Source organism: Nonomuraea sp. NPDC050202 (assembly GCF_040656115.1).
Classification (GTDB): Bacteria; Actinomycetota; Actinomycetes; order Streptosporangiales; family Streptosporangiaceae; genus Nonomuraea.
Window position 1 is genome coordinate 843,412 of sequence record NZ_JBFALF010000002.1, and the last position, 22,077, is coordinate 865,488.

The following is a 22,077-nucleotide window of genomic DNA, read 5'->3' on the forward strand; positions in this document are numbered from 1 at the left end:
AGTTGTCACAAACGGCGGCGCTGTCCCGTCCATGGGGTGAAGAACCCGAAAGGAGACGGGGCAATGAGGAAGCACATCCTGATCGTCGGTGGCGGATACGTCGGCATGTACGCCGCGATGGGGCTGCGGAAGCTCGTCCGTTCCGGCGAGGCGACCGTCACCGTGGTGGACCCGCGCGGCTACATGACCTACATGCCGTTCCTCGCCGAGGCGGTCGGCGGCTCGATCGAGCCGCGCCACGTGGCCGCCCCGCTCGGGCAGGTGCTCAAGGGCATGCGGGTGCTGACCGGGCGCGTCACGCGGGTGGACCACGAGGCGCGCAGCGCCGACTTCCAGCCGGTCCAGGGCCCCGCCAGGACGATCGAGTACGACATCCTCGTCATGGCGGCCGGCTCGATCACCCGCGCGCTGCCCATCCCCGGGCTGGCCGAGCACGCGGTCGGCTTCAAGAGCATCGGCGAGGCCGTGCACCTGCGCAACCGCGTGCTGGCCAACCTCGCCGCGGCCGCCTCGACCGACGACGAGCAGGTACGGCGCAGGGCGCTGACGTTCGTGGTGGTCGGCGGCGGGTTCTCCGGCGTCGAGGCGCTGGCCGAGATGCAGGGGCTGGCCGACGAGGCCGTGCGCTACCACGAGGGCATCGAGCCCGCGGACCTGAGCTGGACCCTCGTCGAGGCCAACGACCACATCCTGCCCGAGCTGCACGCCGACCTCGGCCGCTGGACCGTGGACGCGTTGCGCAAGCGCGCCGTGGACGTGCGGCTCGGCACCCGGCTCGCCTCGCTGGCCGGCGGCGTGACGGTGCTCTCGGACGGGACGGAGATCGACGCCGGCACGGTGGTGTGGGCGGCGGGCGGGCGGCCCAGCCCGCTCGCGGCGGCCAGCGGGCTGCCCGTGGACCGCATCGGGCGGCTCCTCGCGACCGAGTACCTGACGGTGGCGGGCGTCGAGGACGCCTTCACGGCCGGTGACGGCGCCGCCGTGCCCGACCTGACCCGGCCGGGCGAGTTCACCGCGCCCAACGCCCAGCACGCGGTGCGGCAGGCCAAGCTGCTGGGGCGGAACCTGGTCGCGTACGTGCGGGGGCGGCGGCTCAAGCCGTACCGGCACGCCTACCTCGGCTCGGTCGCCGGGCTCGGCCACCACCAGGGGGTCGCCCAGGTGTACCGGATCAAGCTCACCGGCCTTCTCGGGTGGCTCGCGCACCGGGCCTACCACCTGGGGTGGGTGCCGACGGCCCGGCACAAGGCCGCGGTGCTGGCCGACTGGCTGCTGGCGGGGCTCTTCCGGCGCGAGACGGTGCGGCTGGAGGCGATCGAGCACGCGGACGAGGACTTCCGCCAGGCGCTGGCCGCCGAGCAGGCGAACGAGCCCGCCCGCCCGGCTGCGGCGCACGAGCAGCCCGTTCACGACGCGCCTGCTCCCGGCGAGGCCGTTCACGACGCGCAGGCCGCCGGGGAGGCCGGGCCGGGTGCTCGTCAGGCTCCGGCCGCGTGAGCGGCGGGCCTGACCGGCCGTCGGTCAGGCGTAACCGGGGAACATCAGCGACAACTCGCGCGGGTAGGCCGCGATCAGACGCAACTCGTCGTCCGTGAGTGGCCTGCCCGTCATCGCGTTGCAGAGCTGCACCAGCCGGAACGACTCCTCCTCGTCGGGCACCTCCACCCCCAGCCCCTCCATGACGTGGCGGAACCCGGCCTTGCCGCCGTACTCGCCGGTCAGCACCACCCGGCCCGGGCGCGCGTGCCAGTCCCCGGGGAACGGCCCCAGCGTCGCCTCGTCGTACAGCTCGTAGTTGCCGTGGTCCTTCAGCGCGCCGTCGGCGTGGATGCCCGACTCGTGCGCGAACGCGTTGCGCCCCACCCCGACCTGGTTGTACGGCAGCGGCTGCCCCAGCGCGTAGCTCGCCCACAGCCCGAACCGGCGGGCCCACTCCAGGTTCAGCGCGTCCCCGATCTGCGCCGACTCCAGCCCGAACCCATGGCGGAAGGCCAGGATCGTGGAGAGCAGGTCGGCGTTGCCCGAGCGCTCGCCGATGCCGTTCACGCAGGTGTTGATCCACGCGTCCTGCCCGGCGTCGAGGTCGCCGAGCGCGCCGGAAACGGAGTTGGCCACGGCCATGCCCAGGTCGTTGTGGCAGTGGGTCTCGACGGGCATCGCGGTGGCGGAGGCCAGCTTGGCGAAGCGCTCGCGGATCCGGTCGGGCGTGTCGCCGCCGATGGTGTCGCAGTAGCGTACGCGGTCGGCGCCCGCCTGCTTGGCCGCCAGCGCGAACTCCAGCAGGAACCCGTCGTCCGTACGCGAGCCGTCCTCGGCGTTGACCCCCACGGTGAGCGCGCCCGCGTCCTTGGCCACGCGGACCGCCGCCGTCATCTCCCTGATGATCGCGTCCCTGTCCAGCCGGCCGCGGAACTTGTTCTGGATCATGTAGTCGGACGTCGAGATGGACAGGTTGTAGTGCTTCAGGCCGAGCGGCGCGGCCTTCTCCACGTCCTGCGGCACACCCCGGCACCACCCGGACAGCCTCAGCTCCCCGAACGCCCCCGCCTGCGCCAGCGCCACCTGCGCCCGGACGTACGGGACCTCGTGGAAGAGGAACGGGAAGCCGATCTCGGACTGCGCCACCCCCAGCTTGGCCAGATAGAAGTTGACCATGGTCTTGCCGAACTTCGACAGGCCGGTGCGCGCGGTCTGCACGCCGTCCCGGTTGGTGACGTCGAGGAAATGAACTTTTGGCATGCCTTCACGTTGACATGCGCGTTCAACGTGGATCAATATTGATTTTCGTCAACTATGGGAGGGTTGGGCGGCTGTGGAGTGGATCGACGCGGCCACGGCGGCGGAGCGGCTGGGCGTCAAGCCCGCCACGCTGTACGCGTACGTGAGCCGGGGGGTGCTGCAGCGGCGGCACGGTGAGGACGGACGGCGCAGCCTCTTCTCGGCCGAGGAGATCGAACGCCTCGCGCGCCGGGGCCGGCCCCGCAGCCAGCCGCCGGAGCTCGTCATCGAGTCGGCTGTGACGGCGCTCGGCGTCGACCGGCCCTACTACCGGGGGATCGACGCCCTGAGCCTGGCCGGCACGGCCTCGTTCGAGACGGTCGCCGAGTGGCTGTGGACCGGCGACCCGGCCGTCTGGCGCCCGCCCGCCGAAGGCACGGGCGAGGACCGAGGCAGAGCGAGGCGCGGTGGCCAGCCCGCCGAAGGCACGGGCGAGGACCGAGGCAGAGCGAGGCGCGGTGGCCCGCCCGCCGAAGGCGCGGGCGAGGAGCGGGGTGGGGTGAGGCGGGGTGGCCGGCCGTGGCGGTGCGAGCCCGAGGAGGGGTTGCGGGCCGCCGTCACCGCGCAGCGCGGGCTGCCCGACGACCTGCTGCCCCTCGACCGGCTCCAGGTGATCACCACGGTGCTCGGCGCGTCCGACACCCTCCGCTACCAGCTCGACCCCGAGTCGGTCACCGCCACCGGCCGCCGCCTGATCGCGGGCCTGGTGGACGCGCCGCCCCCGCTGAGCGACCCCCAGGGTGACTCGATCGCCGAGCGCCTGTGGTCCCGCCTGTGCCCGCACCCCGCCACCCCGGCCCTGCTCACGGCCATGGAAGCCGCGCTGGTGCTGCTCGCCGACCACGAGCTGGCCGCCTCCACGCTGGCCGCCAGGGTGGCCGCCTCCGCCAAGGCCGACCCGTACGCGGTGGTCCTGACCGGCCTCGGCGTCCTGGGCGGCCCGCTGCACGGCGGGGCGTCGTACGGCGCCGAACGCCTGCTGGCCGAGATCGCCGAGCCCCGCCACGCCGCCCGCGCCATCGCCGAACGGGTGCGGCGGGGCGAGCGCATCCCCGGCTTCGGCCACAGCGTCTACAAGAACGGCGACGGCCGCGGCGCCGCCCTGCTCGACCTGGTCAAGCAGGCCGCGCCCGGGCACGGGCGGATCGCCGCGGGGGAGGCCGTGCTGGCGGAGATGCGACGCCGCCGCCTGCCCGACCGCAACATCGACTTCGCCCTGGCCACCCTGTCCGCCGTCAGCGGCATGGTGCCAGGCGCCGGAGAGGCGATCTTCGCGGTGGCCAGGGTCGCGGGCTGGCTGGCCCACGCCATGGAGGAGTACGAACGAGGCTCCCTCCTCCGCCTCCGCGCCTCCTACATCGGCCCGCCGATCGCGTGAGGTCGCCTCGGATCGTCGGGCCCGTTGATCAGGTGAGACTGCGCCGGATCGCCGGGTCCGCCGATCAGGTGAGGGCGGGCGTGCCCCGATCCACGTACGCGGCCAGGGCGCGCACCCGCTCGGCGTGCTGGTCGTGCCCGACGATCACCGGCGGCTCGTTGTACGGCATCGCGTCCGACGACCGCCGCAGCTTGATGTACTGCCCGCAGGCGTCGATCGCGTACGGCTCCATGTCGTCCTGCAACGCCCCGATCACCGTGATCCCGTACGTCTCCCCGATCCTCCTGAACAGCGCCACGGCCTCCCGCCGATGCTCCTTGCCCAGGTTGCGCCCCAGCTCGTCGAGCACCAGGCACAGGTGACCGCCACCGGACGACGCGATGGCCGCCGCGCACACCAGCTTGACGGCCTTCTCGTCCATGAGCGCCGTGTTGGCCCGCCGGTTGTACGGCACGAACCCCTGCCCCTCGCCCCGCCGCCACTTGGGCGTCACCCGCCATTGCCAGCGCTGCTCGGGGTCGGCGGGCGCGGGCGGCACGGGGAACTCGAGGGTCGCGCCGTAACCGCCGTAGGAGGTGTCGAGCTTGTCGAACTCCTCGGCCACCCGCGCCAGCCGCGCCTTGATCGCCGCCGTCAGCGCCGCCCGGTGCACGGCCGTGGACTGGGCCGCCTCCTCGGCGCCCCTGGCCGCCGCCGCCAGGTCCCGCTGGCGCGAGACGAGCTGGGCCTCGATCTGCCGCCGCTGGTGCCGCTCGTACTCCTCCTGCCCCCGCAGGTACGACGCCAGCGCCCCGCACACCGCCGGGAACGTCGCCTGCTCGCGCGCCGTGCTGCCCTCCCGCTCGCTCAGCAGGAACCGCAGCTCCTCCGGGATCTCCGCCTCGTCATCCGACGGGAACGTGTCGCGCAACGCCTGGTCGAGGTGGCGTTCGGCGACCCGCCACCATTCCTCGGCGGCCCTGGGCCGCTCCTCCTCGGGCAGCGCCTCCAGCCATTCGCGGGCGGTCTCGACCGTGCCGCCCCAGTCGGCGGCCAGCGCGCCGAGCTTGAGCGCCTCCCGCTCCGCCCCGACTTTCGCCTCCTGGTCGCGGGCCTGCGCCCGCTCGGACTCGTGCCGGTGCCTGCGGCCCTCCAGCCGCTCGATCTCCATGTCCCTGGTACGCGCGCGGAAGTCCAGGGCGCCCGCCTGCCGCTCGGCCTCGGCGACCTTCGGGGTCAGCTCCTCGATGGCCGCGTTCAGCTCACCCAGCCTGGCCCGCCGCTCGCCGAGCTTGGCCTCGATCTCGGCCAGCCGCACCCCGGCCCTGGCCCCCTCCAGCCGCCGCTGCGCCTGCGCGACGGCCTCCTCCCCGTCGTGTACGGCCTGCGCCGCGCTCTCCTGCACGTCCTTGGCCCGGTTGAGCCGCTGCTCGGCGGCCTTGATCCGGGCCTCCCGCCCGGTCGCCACCCCGTCGAACGCCCCCACGACGCTCACCCCGGCCGCGCTGACCAGCACCGACCCGGGCAGCTCCGCCAGCGCCGCGGCGGCCTCGTCGAGCTGGGAGGCGTCCACGATCACGGCATGCTCGTTCGGCCACCCGCGCAGCTCACCCAGCGCAAGCCCGACCCCAGCGCCGGCTCCAGCACCGGCTGCGGCGCCGGCTCCAGCACCGGCCGCGGCACTGGACCCAGCATCGGACCCAGCATCGGACCCAGCATCGGACCCAGCGCCGGCCGCGGCACCGGCACCGGCACCAGCCGCGACACCGGCTCTCGTACCAGCACCAGCACCGGCACCGGCACGAGAGCCGGGCAGGGCCGTCGGGGGCGTGTGGGCGGCGTCGCGGGCCTGCTCCGCCACGTCCAGGGCGTCCAGCAGGCCGGTGGCGCCGATCCCGGCCGCCGCCAGCGCGTTGAGCTGGGCCGCCGCCGGGCCGCCCTCGGCGTCGTCCAGCGCGGCCTGCGCCGAGGCCACCTCCTGGTCGGCCACGCCCAGGGCCTTGAGCGCCTCGTTGAGGCGCAGCCGCACCTCGCCCAGCTCCCGCTCGGCCGCCGGCACGTCCCGCCCGTCGGCGAACCGCCGGGTCTCCTCCAGCCCAGGGATGAGCCCGCGCAGCTCGTCGGCGGAGTTCTCCGCCACGGCGCGGTCGGCGTCGAGCTTGGCCGCCCGCGCCTGCAGGGCCGACAGCTCCTTGCGGGCCTGCGAGACCTGCCGGTCGAGGGTGTCCTCGCGCAGCGTGGCGATCTCCGCCTTCACCATGGCGATCGCCTCGCCCGCCGCCTCGCCCGCGGCGCGGTGCCGTTCGAGGTCGGCGACCAGCGCCTCGTCCTTGGCCGCGGCGTCGGCCAGCTTGCGCGCCTGCCGCCCGCGCCAGCACCGCAGCGCGTCGGCCAGCCGGATGCGCGCCTGGTCCCGCCGGTCGAACGTGGTCAGCAGCGCCTTCGACTCCGCCTCGAACTCGGCCAGCCGCTCGGCCGCCTGCGCCGCGCGCACCCGCTTGGCGTGCTCGTCGCGACGGGCCTCGCGCTCCTGCTCCAGCTCGGCGTCCAGGCCGGTGAGCGCGGCGATGGCCTCGAAGACGCGTTCAGGGGTGATCTCGTTGAGCGGCTGGGAGAGCAGGTTGGTGGCGACCTTGCTGCGCACGGACGTGGACAGGAACGACACGCACCTGACCTTGTCGCCGTAGAGCACCTTGGTCAGGTCGCGGGCCACGACGTCGCGCCGCCCGGCCGACCTCGGCAGCGACGCCCAGATCTCGTCGGCCCGCGCCACCCGCTCGGCCTCGGACGGGGACGCCGCCAGGTGCACGCCCTCCCGCCAGCGGATCTCCAGGTGCGGCGCCTCCTGGTTGACCTTCAGCCACACGGTCAGCGCCCCGCCCGAGGTGTCGGGCACCTCGAACAGCTCCCCACCGCCGCCGTCGGCCTCCCCGAGCACGAGCTCAGCACCGTCACCGCCACCGCCATTCCCACCCCGACCGTCACCGCCACCGGCGAGCGCGAGCCCAGCGCCGGGAGCCGCCCCACCGGCCGCCCCACCGGCCGTCCCACCGGCCGTCGTGCCCCGGGCCACGTCACCGGAGGGGGCCGAGGCGGGGGCGCGTTCGCCGCCGGTGCCGTCCGGCGGAGGGGCCGGGTCGAAGCCGTTCATGCCGGGCGGCCCGAAGACGCCCACGATGTAGCCGTGATCGGCGCTGGCCCACTGCCGGGCCCCCGCGCCGCTGGCCAGCTCGGCGTTGAACAGCAGCTCCGACACCGCCTTGGCGCCCGAGGCGAAGCGCCACTGCTCGTCACCGAGCAGCGCGGTGATCGAGGCGATGAACGAGGACTTCCCCGCCCCGTTGGAGTCCTTGGGCCCCGCACCGGCCACGACGATGAGCGTGCCGGGGACGGTGGGCACGGGATGGGTCGACAGCCGTGAGATGTTGACCGCCTGCATGGCGATCAGCACCCGGTCCCCGACGACGTTATCCACCTGCGACACCTCGAACCCCCGTAACCCTTCCATCCATCAGAAAAACGCTCTTACTTGGCGGATCTACGCGCCAGCACGGCGGTCGCGAGCGGGGTGTTCGGCCCGGCCGCCAGGATCAGCTCCTCCTGCAACCGCCGCCGCGCCGCCGCGGTGAGCCGGTGGAACTGCGGCCCCGGCACGTAGCCGCCCGCCTCCTCGCCCGCCTTCACCTGGCCGAGCAGCCCAGCGTGCCGCAACGTCCGCAACGCCGACTCCAGCTCGCCGATCGGGAGCTGGGTGTGGCGGCGCAGTTCCTCGACCGGTGTCGGGTGCGGCGACAGCCACGAGTCATCCGGCAGCAGGCCCTCGGCTCGCGGGATGGCCACGGAGTGCACCAGCACGAGCGTCAGCACCGCACGCTCGCTCACTCCCAGCGGCCCGCGCGCCGTCTCGGGCGTGCCGGCGGCGTCGAGGGCGCCGATGGCGGCGGCCGCACCGTCGTCGTAGCCGGAGATCCAGCGGTCGCGGTGCTGGATCAGCGTACGGCCGCGCCTGGCCAGCATCTCGCCCAGCGTGCGGCGCAGCGCCGGGTCGCGCAGGGCGGCGAAGCGCACCTCCTGCACCGGCTCGGCGGCGTGCTCGACCACCATGAACGCCGCCACCAGCTCGGCCCGCCGCCGCTCGTCGTAGCCGCCCAGCAGGTCGTCGAACTCGGCCGCGCCGGCCTCGACCCGGCCACCGGCCTCCGCGACCTCGGCCCGCTCCGCGGCCTCGGCGGGTTCGGCGGCCTCGGCGGGTTCGGCGGTCTCGGTGGGTTCGGCGGTCTCGGCGGTCTCGGCCCGCTCCGCGGCCTCAGCCTCCCGGCTACCGCCGCCGGCCTCCGCTTCCTGGCTACCGCCGCCCGGCTTCGCGCCCCCGGCACCCCGGGCGGCGGCGATGATGTCGGCGTCGCCCACCACGGTCAGCTCCGGCCGCTCGGGCTCCGGCAGGCGCCGCACCAGCTCCTGCAACTGCGCGTGGGCCTCCACCGGCCACAACGCGCAGCGCGGCCCGAGCAGCACCACCCCGTCGTCCATCACGATCCAGGCCGAGTCGTGCAGCCGCCGCAGCGCGCCGCGCGCCCAGTTGCGCATCAGGTCGTCGGTACGCCCGATCAGCTCCCGGTAGGTGTCGAGCACCAGCTCCACCGGCGCGGGATCGCCCGGCCACGGGTCCACGGACAGATCGGTCCAGCAGCACTTGAGCACCGCCGCCAGCACCCGCCGCGTCTCGCCGGAGCGCTCCACGGGCACGGGCGCCACCTGGTGCTCCTCCAGCAGCGACGGCGTCACCCCGTCGGGCCAGACGGGCAGGGCGTCGCCGGTGGAGTCGGGCCTGGTCAGCCGGATCATGCCGGGGGCGGCGGGAACCCCGGCGCCCAGCCGGGCGGGCCCGTAGGCCCGCACCAGCGCATGGGAGACGGCCGCTTGTCGCTGATCCATCACAGGCGCTCCAGGTAACCGTGCGAGAGCCAGGCGGGCTCGCGATCGGGATCGACGGTCAGCCCGTCGGCCCAGGCGAGCCGGTAGGGCAGCTCGGGCCGCAGGTCCACGGTCGTCAGGTCGGCCAGCATCCGCCGCGCCGCGACCCAGTCGGAGCCGAGCACGTCGGCCAGCGCCACCCGCGAAGCTCCTCCCAGCAGGGATTCGGCCATCCGGGTGAGCCGTTCGAGCGCGGCGCCGGGCGAGGTGTCGAGCGAGGACTCGGGGCCGGGGTCGGGCAGCGTGGAGCGCGGGGGAGTGGGCTGGGCGGGGGCCGGCCGCGGGGCCTCGTCGACGGCCCGCGCGATGGCGGCGGGATCGTGCCAGGGTGCGGGCGCGTCGAAGAGGAACCCGTCGAGCACGGCCGCGAGCCGCTCTCTCGACGCCGTCTGCGCGAACGTGCGCCACGTCTCGGTCGGCAGCAGCGTCAGGTTGCGCGTCGTGCCCGCCGAGTCGGCCAGGCGGCCCGCGGCGCGGCGCGAGGCGTCGCTGTAGGCGTAGATGGCGGCCCGCAGGTCGGTGCAGACCCGGTCGAGCTCCGGCCAGCGGGTCAGGATCGTGCCGTGCAGGCTCTGCGCCCGCCGCGCGATCTCCTCGGTGCCCCACAGCTTGGGCGCCTGCTCGCGCAGCTCCTCGATGGTGCCGGTGGTGAGCGTGATCAGCTCCAGCGCCCACAGCCGGAACGCCCGCGCCAGGTTGAGCGCGCTCTGCCTGGCCTCCTCCATCGTGGTGCGCGGGTCGGCGACGTTGAGGTCTTCGAGCGCCAGCAATCGGTGCATCTCGGACTGGCCGCCGTCGTCCATCATCCGCCTGATGAACATCAGCCCCACGACGCTGGTGAACGAGGCGCGGTAGCGGAGCTGGTTGGGCTTGGGGAACACCTCGCGGATGGCGCCGAGCCCCTTGAGCACGCGCAGCCGGTTGTCGAACTGGTCGGTGGGGTAGGCGCGGCAGGCGAAACGCATCTGCTCGTGCGTCAGCCACTCCTCGCCCGCCTCCGCGAACGCCGCGAACAGCGTCTCGGCGATGTCGACCAGGGCCGGGTCGTCGACCACCGCCCCGCTGTCGCGGGCCAGCGCGGCGAACATGCGGCGGTAGGTCGACAGGACCGCCTCGTCGGTGAGGACGGAGTCGAGGGTCAGGGGCTGTTCGGACACGGGCTCTAAGGTACGGCTTCACACCGACACTCTTGGCACTCGCGCACCGGCGCTCCCATGGCTACCAGCCGGTACATACCCGGGAGGGACGTCCGGGCGCTAGGGTGATGCCCGTTGTTCCGGGGCGAAACGCTCCCTAGTCGTACAAACCGGGGTGGGTAGGCAAGGTGAGCGTGCTCCGCGGTGATCGTGCCACGGCGGTGATCGCCGGGGTGGCGGCCGTGATCCTGGTCGCCGCGGCGGCGTGGTTCGGCGTGGGCGTCTCCAGCGCCAACCCCAAGCTGGCCGACGTCGGCGCGTGGTTGTGGACCGCGGCCCGAGGCAAGATCGTGCACGTCAACGGCCTGTCCGGCGAGGTGGACGGCTACCTCGACGACAAGGCGGGCCGCCGGCTCCGCGTCGTCCAGGACGGCGGCAACGTCCTGCTCGTGGACGACCGCACCGGGTACGTCAGCCGCGTCGAGCCCAGCCAGCTCACCGTCACCGAGACCCGCGACTTCGGCGCGGCCGGGATGCAGCTCGCCATGTCGGGGAACACCGCCTACGCCGTGGACCCGGCCGCGGGCAAGGTCCAGCAGATCGACCCCGCCACGCTGGACACCGTCGGCGCCGCGCTGACCCTGCCGGGACCGCTGGGCGCGGCCCGCGTCGACGGCGGGGGCCGCCTGTGGGTGCCCGTGACGGCGCAGGGCCAGGTCGTCCCGGTCTCGAACGGCGCCGCGGCGAGCCCGATCAAGGTCGGCGAGCCCGGCGAGGAGCTGTCGGTCACCATCGCCGGTGGCCTGCCCGTCGTGGTCAACACCAGGGCCGCCACCGCCACGATCATCGGCTCCGACGGGGGCGTGGGCGAGATCACCCTGCCCAAGGGCGTGGCCCAGGCCGCCAGGGGCGGCGCGCTCACCCCGGCCGGCACCGAGGGCTCCCTGGTGCCGATCCTGGCGCCCGGCGACTCCGGGCTGCTCGTCGTGATCGACACGAGCTCCAACGCCGTGCTCAGCACCAAGCTGGCCACCGGCGACCCGGCCGACCTGGGAGTGCCGCAGGTGCTCGGCACCAAGGTGTACGTGCCGGACCAGGGCCGCGGCGCGCTGATCGTCTGGGACAGCGCGGCGGGCGGCCGCCCGACCACGCTCCAGGTGGCGCAGGAGCCGGGCCCGGTGGACGTGTTCGTCAAGGACGGCCTGCTCTGGGCGAACGACGAGAACGGCGACAAGGCCGTCGTCATCGACCCCGAGGGCCGCAAGCACGACGTCGACAAGGGCGACTCCGACGTACCGGGGCCGTCCACCACCCCCAAGCCCAGGCCGACCCCGAGCACCGAGCCCACCCAGCCCGACACCCCGCCCGAGCAGGAGCCCGAGCAGGAGCCCGACCCGGACCCGGTCAGGACCACCGACCGGCCCAGCTCCACCCCCACGCCCACGCGCGAGACGCCCAGCAGGACCCCCTCCCGGACGCCGTCGCCCAGCGCGCCCTCCGCGCCGGGAGCCGTGACCGCCAGGTCGGGCCCCGGCAAGGTGACGGTGACCTTCAGCGAGTCCACCGGGGGCGAGGTCGAGCGGTACACGCTGAAGACCTCCGGCGACGGCAGGTCCACGCCGCAGTCGGTGGACGCGGACGGGCCGTTCCAGTTCGAGTTCACGGGCGGCGACTGCGCGAACGAGTACACGTTCACCGTGGTCGCGCACTGGTCGGGCGGCGAGGTCGAGTCCGAGCCCAGCGCCGGGGTGCGGCCGTGCGTGGCGCCCGGCTCGCCCACCGGGTTCGCGGCCAAGGCCAGGAACCGGGGCGCCGAGCTGACCTGGACCGCCCCCGAGGGCGCCGACGACGCCACCACGTACGAGCTGACCGGCGCCGCCACCAACAGCGGCATCAAGGGCACGTCGTTCACCGTGGACGGGCTCAAGAACAACCAGAAGCACGCCTTCAAGCTCAAGGCCAGGAACGCCGCCGGCGAGAGCCCCGACGTGGCCACGGCCGAGGTGGACCTGGCCTACCCGCGCCAGCAGTACAAGAACGCCAGCAACGACGACACCAACACCCTGATCCGCCCCGGCCCGTCGACCAGCGGCACGGCCGGCACGATCCCGAAGGGGCAGTACATCACCCTGACCGTGATCTGCCAGGTCAAGGGCGCCTCGTACACCGACTCCTCGACCGGCAGGACGAGCGACGTCTGGAACCGGATCGAGAGCCAGTACGGCAACGGCTACCTGAACGACACTCTGGTGGCGACTCCGGACGGCGGTTTCCCCGAGGGGCCGCTCTTCGAGTGCACCGACTGAGAAGGGGACTCAGTTGACCCAGTACAACTACCAGGACCACCAGTTCCAGCAGCCGCCGCCGGTGTACGAGCCGCAACAGCAACCGCAGCAGCAGCTCGCCGGCCAGTTCGCGCAGCGCTTCCAGCTCCTGGCCGCCAACATCGAGCGCATCATCCGCGGCAAGCACGAGGCCACCGAACTGGCCCTGATCTGCCTGTTCGCCGAGGGGCATCTGCTCGTCGAGGACGTCCCGGGCACCGGCAAGACCACGCTCGCGCGCTGCCTGGCCGCCAGCGTGGACGCCGAGTGGCGGCGCATCCAGTTCACCCCCGACCTGCTGCCCAGCGACATCACCGGCGTGTCGATCTTCAACCAGGCGCACCAGAAGTTCGAGTTCCACCAGGGGCCGGTCTTCGCCAACATCGTGCTGGCCGACGAGATCAACCGCGCCTCCCCGAAGACGCAGGCCGCGCTGCTGGAGGTGATGGAGGAGCGCCGGGTCACGGTGGACGCCGAGCCGCATCCGGTGCCCCGGCCGTTCCTCGTCGTGGCCACGCAGAACCCGGTGGACATGGACGGCACGTACCCGCTGCCCGAGGCGCAGCTCGACCGGTTCCTGATGAAGATCTCCGTCGGGTACCCGGACCACGCGTCGGAGGTCGAGGTGCTCAAGGGCATGCCGACGGGGCCGCAGGTCGAGCGGCTGCCGGTGGTGGCCAGGTCGTCCGACGTGGCCGGCATGATCGACTTCGCCTCGCGCATCCACGTGGCCGACCCGGTCTACGACTACATCGTGGCGCTGTGCGGCGCCACCCGCACCAGTCCGCACCTGCGGCTCGGCGCCAGCCCCCGGGGGAGCCTCGCGCTGCTGCGCGCCGCCCGGGTCAAGGCCGCCGCGGCCGGGCGGCACTACGTGGTGCCCGAGGACGTCAAGGCGCTGGCCGTGCCGGTGCTGGCGCACCGCCTGATCCTCACGCCGGAGGCCGAGCTGCGCGAGGTCACCGCGGCCGCCGCGCTCGGCGAGATCCTCGCCGGGATGCCGGTGCCGCAGGCGGCGTAGGTGCAGTCCTCGCCACCGGGCGGGCCCACGGCCGCGCAGCCGTCGCCACCGGCCGGACTCGCCGCCGCGCAGCCGTCGCCACCCGCCGGGCGCGCCGACGCACGGCCCCCGCGTACCGGGCCCGCCGCCGGACAACCTCCGCGCACCCGGCTCACCGCGGTCCTGACCCCGCTGGGCTGGGGCACGCTGGCCGGGGCCGTGGTGCTGTACGCCGCCGGGTTCGCGCTCGGCTACCCCGAGCCCGTGGTGCTGGCCACGGGCGCGCTGCTCGCGCTGGCCGCGGCCCTGGCGTGGACCGCTCCGAGGCCGCGGCTGGAGGTGCGCAGGGAGGTCACCCCGGTCAAGGTGCCGCGCGGCGACGCCGCCGTGGCCGTCCTGAGCGTGACCAACCTCGGCCGCCGCGGCCTGTCCGGCCTGCGCGCCCAGGACCGGATCGGCTCGTCGGAGCACACGGTCGACCTGCCGAGGCTGCCCAAGGGGGCGGTGCGCACGGTGTCGTACCCGCTGCCGACGGACACGCGGGGGGAGATCCCGGTGGGGCCGCTCGTGCTCGTGCGCGCCGACCCGTTCGGGCTGACGCGCCGGCTGCGCGAGTACGGCCGGCCCGTCACCCTCCTGGTACGCCCGCGCACGGTCGCCCTGCCCGTCCCGCCGTCCGGCAAGGCCCACCACCTGGAGGGGCCGGCCAGCGACAACGCGCCCGCGGGCACGGTCACCTTCCACACCCTGCGCGAGTACGTGCTGGGCGACGACCTGCGCCACGTGCACTGGCGCTCCAGCGCCCGCACCGGCACCCTGATGGTCCGCCAGTTCATCGACGCCAGCCTGCCCACCACGACGGTGCTGCTCGACACGCGGGGCCTGACGGAGCCGGCCGTGGACGCCGCCGCCTCGGCCGCCGTCGCCGCCGCCCGGGCCGGGTTCCCGGTACGCGTCCTGACCGGTGACGGGCCGCTGCCCGACACGAAGACGGATCCCGAGGCCGTGCTGGACCGGCTCGCGCTGGTCCGCCCCGGCACGGCCGGGGTCACGGAGGCGCTGCGGACGGCCCGGGGCGGAGGATCGCTGGTACTGGTGACGGGCGACCCGTCGGAGGCAGGGCGGATCGCGGGGGCACGGCGCCGCTTCGACCGCGTCATCTGCGTGTACGTGGGCCCTGGCCCGGCTCCGGCCGGCCCGCCAGGGGTGACGGTCGTGCCGATCGTGTCGCTGGAGGAGCTGCCCGCGGCCTGGAGGTCCCGATGACCCGCGGCATGCGGCGCGCCACCCGGCCGAGCCCGCCCGGCGACGTCCGGCGTGCCACCCGGCCGGACCCGCCCGGCGACGAGCGGCGTGCCACCCGGCCGGGCCCGCCCGGCGACGTCCGGCGCGACGTCCGGCGCGACGCCGTGCAGGGCGGGCCGTTGTGGCCGCGCCCGGCGGGGCTCGCCGTCGTGGCGGCGCTGGCGGGCGTGGCGGGCTGGGGTTTCCACCGGGTGTTCCCCGGCAGCGAGCTGTTCCTGGCCGTCGTCCCCGCCGCCGTCGGCCCCGCGGCCGTCGCCGCCCTGACCCGCGGCCGTCCCCTGTGGCTGGCCCTCCTCCTGGACCTCGTCCTCTGGCTGGCCGGCACCATCCCCCTGTACGGAACGCTGTCACCCACCGTCCCCGCCGACGTCGTCAACGCCTGGCACGCCCTGCTCACCACCCTTCTGCCCGCCCAGCCGGAGCCGGAGCTGCTGGTCCTCGTGCACACCCTCGTCTGGGCGGCGGCCACCATCGGCGCGGAGATCCTGACCCGCACCGCCACGCGGATCGCCGCCGCGCTTCCCGCCCTGGCCGTCCTCGGTGCGGCGCTGCTGCTGGGCGTGGACGGCGAGGGCTCGAACCTGCCGGTGGCGGCGGCCCTGTTCGTGCTGATCGCCGCGCTGGCCCTGATCCGCGACGGCCGCTCCCCGGTCTGGCTGCTCGCCGGGATCCCGGCCGCCGCCGCGCTGGCCGGGCTCGCGCTGGTGGTCGGCCCGCTGCTGCCCATCGCCGCCGAGCCGTACAACCCCCGCCAGGACGCCGACCTCCCCCCTCCCGCCCGCGTGGACAGCGTCAGCCCTCTCGACCGGGTCTCGGCGTGGTTGCAGATCCCCGACCGCGAACTGTTCACCGTCGAGGCCGGCAAGCCGCAGAACTGGCGCCTGGCCGTGCTCGACCGGTACGACGGCGTCCGCTGGACCTCCAGCGCCCGCTTCCAGCCCACCGGCGGCCGTGTCCCCGAGGGCGAGTGGGCGGGCGCCGCGGACGTGGTGCGCCAGCGCATCACGTTCGGCGGCCTGCCCGGCACCTGGCTGCCCGCCGCGGAACGCCCCGAGGAGGTCACCGGCGTGCGCGGCCTGGCCGTGGACCCCGCCAGCGGGTCGCTGCTGGCCGACGCCAAGCCGGCCAAGGGGTTCAGCTACGAGGTGACCTCCCGCGTGCCGCGGCCCACGAAGGCGGACCTCCTGGCCGCCGTCCCCGTTCGTGACGCGAGCCTGACCGCCTTCCCCGACGGGCCCCAGGAGCGGCTCTTCCGCAGGCTCGCCCAGCAGGCGGTCAAGGGCGCCGGCGAGCCGATCAAGCAGGCGTACCGGCTCCAGAGCTACCTGCGCACGAACGCCGCCTACGACGTCACCGCGCCCCCCGGCCACTCGCTCAAGGGCCTGGAGTTCTTCCTGCAGACCACGCACAGGGGGACGTCGGAGCAGTTCGCGGCCACGTTCGCGCTCATGGCCAGGACGCTCGGGCTGCCGTCGCGGGTGGTCGTGGGGTTCAGGCCGGGAGAGGAGTCCGGTGGCGTTTATCACGTCAAGTCCGGACATGTCATGGCGTGGGCGGAGATCAAGTTCGAGGGGCTGGGGTGGCGGCCGTTCTACCCGACGCCGGGCCGCAGCGGGGCCAAGGACGACCACGAGGTGGCCTCCTCGGCGATCGAGGAGAGCGAGAAGCTGGAGGGCGAGTTCGCCAAGGGGGGCAGCGACCGGCCCAAGCAGTCCCAGCCGCAGGCGGCGGACCAGGGCGAGCAGGCGGCGAGCGGCCCTGACCCGTGGCTCGTCGCGGCGGTGGCGGCGGGCGGGCTGCTGGTGGCGTACGCGGGCGTGGTGGTCGCCGTGCCGTGGCGGCGCAGGCACGGCCGCCGCAGCGCGCCGGAGCCCGCGCAGCGGGTGCTGGGGGCGTGGCGGCAGGCGTGCGACGATCTGGGGCTCGGCGGGGAGCACGCGCTGACGGCGGGCGACGTGGTGTCCCGCCAACCGGGCGACATTTCCGCACATCTCCACCCGCTAGCCGAAATTTCCAATTTCGTGCGGTACGCGCCCGAAGAGGTCACCGACGCCGCCGCCACCGAGGCCTGGCAGCGCAGCGACGCCATCCGCAGGGCCGTCCGCGCCCGCAAGCCCCTCCTCGCCCGCCTGCGCGACCGCCTCCTCCTGCGATGATCGCCCCATGAGAAGCGCCGAGGCCCAGCTCCTGCACCGCCCGCCAGGCCTGACGGCAGGCGAGATCGTCAGGCGCCTGGCGGCCATGCAGGCCCAGGACGTCCCCTCGGCCCTGCTGGCCTTCCGCGCCCGCTCCGCCACCCTCACCCCGGCGGACGTCGAGGCGGCCTGGCAGTCCCGCGAGCTCGTCAGGACGTGGGGCCCGCGCGGCACCCTGCACTTCGTGCACGCCGACGACCTGCCCTGGATCCACGCCCTGACCAGCCGCGCCACCGGCACCCTGCGCCGCCTCGCCGAGGAGGGCGTCACCGGCGACGACCTCCTGGCGCTCATCACCGGCGCCCTCGCGGGCCAGGGCCCCCTCACCAAGGCCGACCTGGAGGAACGCCTGAAGGGCAGGGCCCGCGGCCAGGGCGTCGTGCACCTGGTGGCGCTGGCCGCCCACCACGGCCTGGCCGTCCTGGGCCCGCAGCGCGCGGGGAAGCCCACGTACGTGCACGCCGCCGACTGGCTCGGCGCACCCGTCGTCCCCGAGCCCGACCGCGAACGCGCGCTGAAGGAGCTGGCCACCCGCTACCGCCGCGCCCACCACCCCGCCACCCCCGACGACCTGGCCGCCTGGTCGGGCCTGTCCCTCGGCGAGGCCCGCACGGCCTGGAGCCTGAGCCCGGCACCCCCGCCGCCGCCCGAGGCCGCCCCGCTGGTACGCCTCGCCCCCGCCTTCGACGAGTACCTGCTGGGCTGGCGCGGCAGGGACCCGATCCTGGCCCCCGAACACGCCAGGAAGGTGTTCCCCGGCGGCGGCGTCCTGCGCCCGGTCGTGCTGGTGGACGGCGTGATCAGGGGCGTGTGGGGGAGGAGGGGCGCCGAGGTGAGCGTGCAGCCGTTCGGCGAGCTGCCCGCCCTGGACGACGAGCTCGCCGACGTCCGCCGTTTCCTCGGGCGGCCGTGAAAGCGATCCGGTGTATCGGGTGATTACAGACGAGTACTGATACATCGGAAGGTTGCTCATGACGGGGGAGACCATCGCGGCCACGGTGCCCTGGACGGCCCGCGCGCCGGGGGCCCTGCACGACAAGGGGCACGACAAGGGGCACGACACGCGGCACGACACGCTGGACGGCGCCGACGCGTTCGCCGCCGTGTTCGACGCGTACTTCGGCGAGATCCACACCTACGTCGCCCAGCGGCTCGGCCCCGACCACGCCGAGGACATCGTGGCCGAGACGTTCCTCACCGCGTTCCGCAAGCGCGACCGCTACGATCCGTCCCGCGCGGGGGTGCGGGCCTGGCTGTACGGCATCGCCACGAACCTCATCGGCAAGCACCGCCGCCTGGAGGCCCGCACGCTGCGCGCGCTCGGCCGCTGCGGCCCCGACACCGACGCGCCCGGCCACGAGGAGTCCGTGGCCGTGCGCGTCAGCGCCCAGAGCCTGCGCCCCGAGCTGGCCGCCGCCCTGGCCGAGCTGGACCGGCGCGACCGCGACGTGCTGCTGCTGGTCGCGCTGGCCGGGCTCAGCCACGACGAGATCGCCACCGCGCTCGGCATCCCGTACGGCACCGTCGGCTCCCGCCTGAGCCGCGCCAGGAAGAAGCTGCGCGGCCGGCTCGGGGAGGCGCGCGACGATGGATGAGCTGATCCGCGAGCTGTACGGCAAGCCGCGGCCAGGACCGCACGATCACGCCAGGGTGTGGTGGCGCGTGACGGCCCGCCGCCGGCGTCGCCGCCTGTCCTGGGCGGTGATCCCGGCCACCGCCGCCGCCCTCGCGCTGATCCTCCTGATCCTTCGTGACCAGCCCATGGAGACGGGCAGGCAGATCCTCCTGACGGCCGCCACCTCCGCCGCGTCCGCCACCTCCCAGGGCACGTACTGGCACGTCAGGAAGGTGTACGACGGCGTCAGGGAGACCGAGCTCTGGGTCACCAGGCAGGGCCGGGCGTGGACCGCCGAGCAGGGCCGCGTCACCCGCGTCACCGGCCGCTCGCCGTTCAGCATGGCCGGGCGCGACCTGACCTTCGCGGAGATCCAGGCCCTGCCCTCCGACGCCGCCGAGCTGCGCGAGCGGGTGGCCGCGATGCTCCCGGCAGGCTCGCAGTCCCTGCTCGCCGACGCGCTCGGCGGCCTGCTGTGGACCAAGCCGTCCCCGCCCGGCGTGCGCGCCGCCGCCTACCGCGCGCTCGCCGACCTGCCCGAGGTCCGCTACCTGGGGACGGCCACGGACGACCGGGGGCGCGCGGGTGAGGCGTTCTCCTTCGGCCTGCCCTCCGGCGTCCGCCGGACGCTGATCATCGACCCGGGCACCTCGCAGGTGCTGTCCAGCGAGGACGGCACCCGCTCCGAGCTCGTCCTCGTCGCCGGCTGGACCGACGAGGGCCCCCGCTAACCCCGTCCGACGGTGCCGCGCGTGGGTCCCGCGCGCCCTGAAACAGGAGTCATGACGTGTTCCGGCGTGCCCGAACGACCTCAGGCAGGGCCATCTGCCTGAGCGACCAGTTCCCCGGGATCAAGGTGGAGGAGGTGATGGACGGCCTGGTGACGTTCGTGAAGCTGCCGGCCGTGCGGCTCGGCACGCCGATCGACTGGACCGCGAACCCGCACGGCAACCGCTCCTGGGCGCTGCACCTGCACTCGCTGCGCTGGATGGGCCGCCTGGTGGCCGCCTACGAACGAGCGGGCGACACGGCGTGCCTCGACCGCGCCCGCGCCATCACCGACGACTGGATCGGCGCGAACCCCAGGGGCGGCTCCGGCATCAGCCCCTGGGCGTGGGCCGAGCACGCGGTCGCGCTGCGCGCCCCGGCGCTGGTGTGCCTGAGCGAGCACGTCCGGACCGAGCGCCTGTGGGACAGCCTGGCCGAGCACGGCGAGGTCCTGGCCGACCACTCCCTCTACCGCGAGGGCCACAACCACGGCCTCGACCAGGACATCGCGCTGCTGGTCGTCGGCTGCCGCCTGGGCCGGGCGCGCTGGCGGGACCTGGCCGTACGCAGGATGACGGCCTCGGCCGAGCTGGCCGTCGACGCCCAGGGCGTCCTGCACGAGCAGGCCCCGCGCTACGGCCTGTACGTGCACCGCCGCCTCGGGGTCGCCCTGCGCGCGATCCGCGAGAGCGGGGCGGAGGTGCCCGAGCGGCTGCTGGCCAGGCGGCGGGCGCTGGAGTCGTACGTGGCCCACGCCACCCAGCCGGACGGCCACCTCGTCCCCATCGGCGACAGCCCGGCCGACGCCCGCGCGGACGGGTTCCCGCACGAGGGGCCGGTGGTGCGGGTCTTCGACGGGGGCTACGTGTTCGGCAGGAGCGCCTGGGACGATCCCTCGGCCGCGTACTACTCGATCAGGTTCGGCCCCGGCAGGCGGCTGCACGGCCACGAGGACCACCTGGGCGTGACCTACTCCGCCCAGGGCCGCCGCATCCTCGTGGAGGCCGGCTTCCACTCCTACGAACGGACCGGCTACGTCGACTGGACCCGCTCCCCCGAAGCCCACAACGTGCCCATCCCGGCCTCCGGGACCTTCCGCCCCGGCACGCCCACCCGCCTGCTCCATTCGTCCATCGGCCCGTCGAGCCAGTCGTACGAGCTGGCCGACGAGGCCTACGGGGTGACGCGGACGCGGCGTGTGCTGGTCGGCCACGGCCCGGACGTGATGGTCGTGCACGACAGCGTCCCCACGGGCGCCCTGCGCAGCCTGTGGCACTTCGACCCGGCGCTGAGCGTGCTGTCGCGGCGCGACGGGACGGTGGTGCTGGGGGACGGCGACGGCTTCACGGTCTCGCTGCTCCACCTGCCGGGGGAGGGACAGGCGGTGCGGCCGGCGCTGCTGTCGACCGGCTACCTGCGGACCGCCGAGGGCGTCACCGTCGTCTCCCCGGAAGCGCCGAGCGTGCTGACCGTGATCACGGTGAATTCTTCTACGGGGGACTAGCATTCCGCTGTGAAGAACAAGCCCCTGTACGCGCTGGGCTCGGTGGACAACGCGCTGCTCGTGCTGCACATGCTGCGCGACCGGGGCCGGCTCACGGTCACCGACGTGGCCGTCGAGCTGGGCATCGCCCGCTCGACCGCGCACCGGCTGCTGGCGATGCTGGTCTACCGCGACTTCGCCGTACAGGACGAGCAGCACACGTACCTGCCGGGGCCGTTCCTCGCCGCCACCCCGGCCGTCCCGGGCGGCTCCGCCCTGCGCGAGCTGCGCGCCCGCACCAGACCCGCGATGGAGGCGCTCTGCGCCCGCCTCCAGGAAACGGTGAACCTCATGGTCAGGGTGGGCACGGAGGTCCGCTTCCTGGACAGCGTGGAGTCGCCGCAGCTCCTGCACGTGGGCGACCGGCGCGGCACCATCCTGCCCGCCCACCTCGCCTCCGGCGGCAAGGCCCTGCTCGCGGTGCTGCCCCCTGAGCACCTGTGGGAGCTCTACGCGGACCATCCCGCCAGGGAGCGCGCGGTCCTGACCCACGAGCTGGCCGAGGTCCGCGCCCGCGGCCACGCCCTCAACATCGAGGGCACCGAGCAGGGCGTCTCGGCCATCGGCGCGGCCCTGCGCAACGGCCGCGGCACCGCCGTGGGCGCCTTGTCGATCTCGGTGCCCTCGGCCAGGTTCGGCCCTGATCAGGTCGCGACGTACGCGGAGGAGCTGCGCCGCGCCATCGCGGAGGCCGAGCAGTCGCTGACCGACTTCCCTGACTGATCCACCGGATCAACGTAGGGTCCAAGGAGAGGCGCTCGTCGCCCGGGGCCCGCGGGGCCCGGGCGGAGGCGTCCGCCATCGAGAAGCGGACCGTGAGGAGAAGGGCAGTGGCGACGTGGGTGGCAGGCAGTTACGCGGCATTGGTGATCGTCCTCGGGATGGTGGCCGGGTTCACTTCGCAGCGCGGCTTACCGGACCGCTACACGATGATCCACGCCGCGCTCACCCTCCCCTTGAGCTACGTCGTCTCCCGGACGACGCTGAACGGCCTCGCCTGGATCCTGGCCATCGACGTGGTGGGCCTGATCCAGGCCGCCATGCTCTGGCTGCTCCTGGCCGGCCTCAGCCCGTGATCACCG

General features: G+C 74.5%; 16 protein-coding genes. 12 read left to right on the forward strand and 4 right to left on the reverse strand.

Going from position 1 to position 22,077, the window contains the following annotated elements:
* Positions 1–63 precede the first annotated feature (63 nt).
* The gene (locus AB0I79_RS09175) at positions 64–1,497 is read left to right on the forward strand and encodes an FAD-dependent oxidoreductase (RefSeq protein ID WP_357869165.1); all 1,434 of its coding nucleotides are present in this window, start codon (positions 64–66) and stop codon (positions 1,495–1,497) included.
* 24 nt (positions 1,498–1,521) lie between these two features.
* Here AB0I79_RS09175 and AB0I79_RS09180 read toward each other — a convergent pair whose 3' ends face one another.
* Positions 1,522–2,739 (reverse strand): hypothetical protein, encoded by a 1,218-nt coding sequence (locus tag AB0I79_RS09180; RefSeq protein ID WP_357869168.1) that lies wholly within the window; start codon positions 2,737–2,739, stop codon positions 1,522–1,524.
* Between the two features lie 73 nt (positions 2,740–2,812).
* Between AB0I79_RS09180 and AB0I79_RS09185 the strand changes: the two genes are divergently transcribed.
* Positions 2,813–4,156 carry a citrate synthase gene (locus AB0I79_RS09185; RefSeq protein ID WP_357869171.1) on the forward strand — a complete coding sequence of 448 codons (1,344 nt, stop codon included), beginning with the start codon at positions 2,813–2,815 and terminating at the stop codon, positions 4,154–4,156.
* A 64-nt stretch (positions 4,157–4,220) separates the two neighbouring features.
* On the opposite strand, the gene AB0I79_RS09190 is transcribed toward AB0I79_RS09185, so the two are convergent.
* The 3 genes from AB0I79_RS09190 to AB0I79_RS09200 are packed head-to-tail and all read right to left on the reverse strand — an operon-like array spanning position 4,221 to position 10,266.
* On the reverse strand, positions 4,221–7,610 hold the full coding sequence (locus tag AB0I79_RS09190) for a chromosome partitioning protein ParA (protein WP_357869173.1): 3,390 nt from the start codon (positions 7,608–7,610) through the stop codon (positions 4,221–4,223).
* A 50-nt stretch (positions 7,611–7,660) separates the two neighbouring features.
* Positions 7,661–9,070, reverse strand: coding sequence for a hypothetical protein (locus AB0I79_RS09195; protein ID WP_357869176.1), 1,410 nt, complete (start codon positions 9,068–9,070; stop codon positions 7,661–7,663).
* Positions 9,070–10,266: a hypothetical protein gene (locus tag AB0I79_RS09200; protein WP_357869179.1), complete on the reverse strand. Its 1,197-nt coding sequence runs from the start codon at positions 10,264–10,266 to the stop codon at positions 9,070–9,072. Before AB0I79_RS09200 ends, AB0I79_RS09195 begins: the two co-directional genes overlap by 1 nt.
* A gap of 173 nt (positions 10,267–10,439) precedes the next feature.
* Between AB0I79_RS09200 and AB0I79_RS09205 the strand changes: the two genes are divergently transcribed.
* The 10 genes from AB0I79_RS09205 (at position 10,440) to AB0I79_RS09250 (ending at position 22,071) form a co-directional block, all read left to right on the forward strand.
* Positions 10,440–12,551 (forward strand): hypothetical protein, encoded by a 2,112-nt coding sequence (locus tag AB0I79_RS09205; RefSeq protein ID WP_357869182.1) that lies wholly within the window; start codon positions 10,440–10,442, stop codon positions 12,549–12,551.
* 13 nt (positions 12,552–12,564) lie between these two features.
* The gene (locus AB0I79_RS09210; protein WP_357869183.1) at positions 12,565–13,590 is read left to right on the forward strand and encodes a MoxR family ATPase; all 1,026 of its coding nucleotides are present in this window, start codon (positions 12,565–12,567) and stop codon (positions 13,588–13,590) included.
* Complete coding sequence (locus AB0I79_RS09215; RefSeq protein WP_357869187.1) at positions 13,591–14,835, forward strand: DUF58 domain-containing protein; 1,245 nt, start codon at positions 13,591–13,593, stop codon at positions 14,833–14,835.
* A complete protein-coding gene (locus AB0I79_RS09220) occupies positions 14,832–17,030 on the forward strand; it encodes a DUF3488 and transglutaminase-like domain-containing protein (RefSeq protein WP_357869190.1) in 2,199 nt (732 codons plus the stop codon). The genes AB0I79_RS09215 and AB0I79_RS09220 overlap by 4 nt, the downstream gene beginning before the upstream one ends.
* Before the next feature lie 7 nt (positions 17,031–17,037).
* On the forward strand, positions 17,038–17,982 hold the full coding sequence (locus tag AB0I79_RS09225) for a winged helix DNA-binding domain-containing protein (protein WP_357869192.1): 945 nt from the start codon (positions 17,038–17,040) through the stop codon (positions 17,980–17,982).
* 58 nt (positions 17,983–18,040) lie between these two features.
* Complete coding sequence (locus AB0I79_RS09230; protein ID WP_357869194.1) at positions 18,041–18,664, forward strand: RNA polymerase sigma factor; 624 nt, start codon at positions 18,041–18,043, stop codon at positions 18,662–18,664.
* Complete coding sequence (locus AB0I79_RS09235; RefSeq protein WP_357869197.1) at positions 18,657–19,415, forward strand: hypothetical protein; 759 nt, start codon at positions 18,657–18,659, stop codon at positions 19,413–19,415. The genes AB0I79_RS09230 and AB0I79_RS09235 overlap by 8 nt, the downstream gene beginning before the upstream one ends.
* A gap of 56 nt (positions 19,416–19,471) precedes the next feature.
* Positions 19,472–20,956 carry a heparinase II/III family protein gene (locus tag AB0I79_RS09240; protein ID WP_357869200.1) on the forward strand — a complete coding sequence of 495 codons (1,485 nt, stop codon included), beginning with the start codon at positions 19,472–19,474 and terminating at the stop codon, positions 20,954–20,956.
* Between the two features lie 9 nt (positions 20,957–20,965).
* Positions 20,966–21,718, forward strand: coding sequence for an IclR family transcriptional regulator (locus tag AB0I79_RS09245; protein WP_357869203.1), 753 nt, complete (start codon positions 20,966–20,968; stop codon positions 21,716–21,718).
* 107 nt (positions 21,719–21,825) lie between these two features.
* A complete protein-coding gene (locus tag AB0I79_RS09250; protein ID WP_357869206.1) occupies positions 21,826–22,071 on the forward strand; it encodes a hypothetical protein in 246 nt (81 codons plus the stop codon).
* Positions 22,072–22,077 lie beyond the last annotated feature (6 nt).

Coding starts and splice junctions, on each gene's coding strand:
- AB0I79_RS09175 (WP_357869165.1), top strand. CDS start 64: ATGAGGAAGCACATCCTGATCGTCGGTGGCGGATACGTCGGCATGTAC.
- AB0I79_RS09180 (WP_357869168.1), bottom strand. CDS start 2,739: ATGCCAAAAGTTCATTTCCTCGACGTCACCAACCGGGACGGCGTGCAG.
- AB0I79_RS09230 (WP_357869194.1), top strand. CDS start 18,041: ATGACGGGGGAGACCATCGCGGCCACGGTGCCCTGGACGGCCCGCGCG.
- AB0I79_RS09220 (WP_357869190.1), top strand. CDS start 14,832: ATGACCCGCGGCATGCGGCGCGCCACCCGGCCGAGCCCGCCCGGCGAC.
- AB0I79_RS09195 (WP_357869176.1), bottom strand. CDS start 9,070: ATGGATCAGCGACAAGCGGCCGTCTCCCATGCGCTGGTGCGGGCCTAC.
- AB0I79_RS09235 (WP_357869197.1), top strand. CDS start 18,657: ATGGATGAGCTGATCCGCGAGCTGTACGGCAAGCCGCGGCCAGGACCG.
- AB0I79_RS09225 (WP_357869192.1), top strand. CDS start 17,038: ATGAGAAGCGCCGAGGCCCAGCTCCTGCACCGCCCGCCAGGCCTGACG.